General features: G+C 57.0%; 2 protein-coding genes. Both read left to right on the forward strand.

Annotation, left to right across the window (positions count from 1 at the left end; genetic code table 11):
* Positions 1-241 precede the first annotated feature (241 nt).
* Positions 242-589, forward strand: coding sequence for an IS66 family insertion sequence element accessory protein TnpB (gene tnpB / locus HNH97_RS13975; protein WP_010510701.1), 348 nt, complete (start codon positions 242-244; stop codon positions 587-589).
* A 63-nt stretch (positions 590-652) separates the two neighbouring features.
* On the forward strand, positions 653-1,827 hold a 1,175-nt coding region (gene tnpC / locus HNH97_RS13980; RefSeq protein ID WP_171791293.1), incomplete at its 3' end, for an IS66 family transposase.

Genomic DNA, 1,827 nt, shown 5'->3' on the forward strand with positions numbered 1-1,827 from the left:
GTCGACATGACCTGACCCGCCAACATCTTTACCAATGGCGGACGTCATTCCGTCAAAGACTATCTTCCCCAGATCAGTCTGTGGCGTTTGTTCCTGTTGCTTCAGTGACGACACCTGCTGTGGCATCTGGCGGTGATCCTGACGAACTGGCCATAGTGCTGCGCAATGGCCGTAGTATCAGGGTGACGGGACATCCTGCCGAAGATCTTCTGGCCCGGGTCATCCGGATTGCGGAGACGGCATGATTGGCGTGGGCAACGGCGTGCGTGTCTATCTGGCCTGCGGGGTGACCGATATGCGCAAGGGCATATCGGGTCTGGCAGCACTGGCACAGGACGTGCTGCGTCAGAACCCGACATCAGGGGCGCTCTTTGCCTTTCGTGGTCGCCGTGGGGACAGGATCAAGCTTCTGATGTGGGACGGTCAGGGGTTCTGTCTTTATTACAAGGTGCTTGAGAAGGGACGTTTTCCATGGCCGTCTCCGGCAGAGGGCGTTGCACGCCTGACGACAGCACAGATGGCCATGCTGTGGGAAGGCATGGAGTGGAGACGCCCTTCCTGGTCTGCACCACCGTCTCGCGTGGCCTGATTTTTATGGCGTGAGAGTGCAGAACATTTTGAATTTTCTTAGGTTTTCTGCTATTTTTTCATAATGACGTCTGCACCTGCGGTCCTGCCTGATGATCCGGATACCCTGAGGGAAATGATTGTTTCCCTGCAGACCGAAGTGGCTCGGCTTTCTGCGTCAGCCCGTGCGTATGAAGCTCTTGTCCAGTCTCTCAAAATCCGGATCGCACGTCTTCAGAAACAGAAATTCGGGGCCAGTTCAGAAAAGATAGACCGTGAGATTGAACAACTCGAACTGCTCCTTGAAGATGTAAAAATCGCCATCGCGGCAGCCGATCCTTCTCCTGATATCAGGGAGCATGATGTCAGCGATGATGCACTCTCTCCCCCACGGCAGCGTGGCAAACCAAAGGTTTCTGACACGACACCACGGGAGCGTATTGTTCTCGACCCAGGTGAGGCCTGTCCTGCCTGTGGCGGTCCCCTGCGTCTTGTAGGCGAAGATGTCACCGAAATACTGGACTTTATTGCGGCAAAACTGAAAGTTGTCGAAACGGCACGGCTGAAGAAATCCTGCCGTCACTGCGAAACACTGGTGCAGCCTGAAGCACCGTCGCGCCCTGTCCCACGGGGGATGGCTGGCACCGGGCTTTTAGCCCATATCCTGGTCTCGAAATTCGATGACCACATTCCGCTTTATCGTCAGAATGAGATCTTTGCCCGTCAGGGTGTGGACATTCCCCGTTCAACCCTGATCGACTGGTGTGGTCAGGCCGTTGCCGTTCTGCGTCCTCTGACAGATCTGATCCGTCAGGATGTCGTAAAGGCAGACCTGCTACATGCTGATGATACACCCATCCAGGTTCTTGACCCCCGTCTGCGTCAGGCTGGCAAACCCCGGGGCGTGAAGGAAGGGCGGATCTGGAGCTATCTGCGCGATCCCCGCCCATGGGGAGGGAGTGATCCGCCCGCCGTGGCCTACTGGTTCTCTCCCGATCGCAAGGGGATCAATCCCCAGACCCATCTGGCACAGTTCCGGGGCATTCTGCAGGCTGACGCCTACGCCGGGTTCAGGGATCTGTATAAACCAGACGCAACAGGAACCGTGCACGTGCGCGAAGCGGCCTGCTGGGCTCATCTCCGCCGGGCCTTCCATGATGTCTGGAAGGGCAGTGATTCGACAATCGCAAGGGAAGCACTTGAACAGATCGGAGAGCTCTACGATATCGAGCGCCAGATCACCGGACACCCGGCCCCGTA

Source organism: Gluconacetobacter entanii (assembly GCF_013155425.1).
GTDB lineage: Bacteria > Pseudomonadota > Alphaproteobacteria > Acetobacterales > Acetobacteraceae > Novacetimonas > Novacetimonas entanii.

Coding starts and splice junctions, on each gene's coding strand:
- tnpB (WP_010510701.1), top strand. CDS start 242: ATGATTGGCGTGGGCAACGGCGTGCGTGTCTATCTGGCCTGCGGGGTG.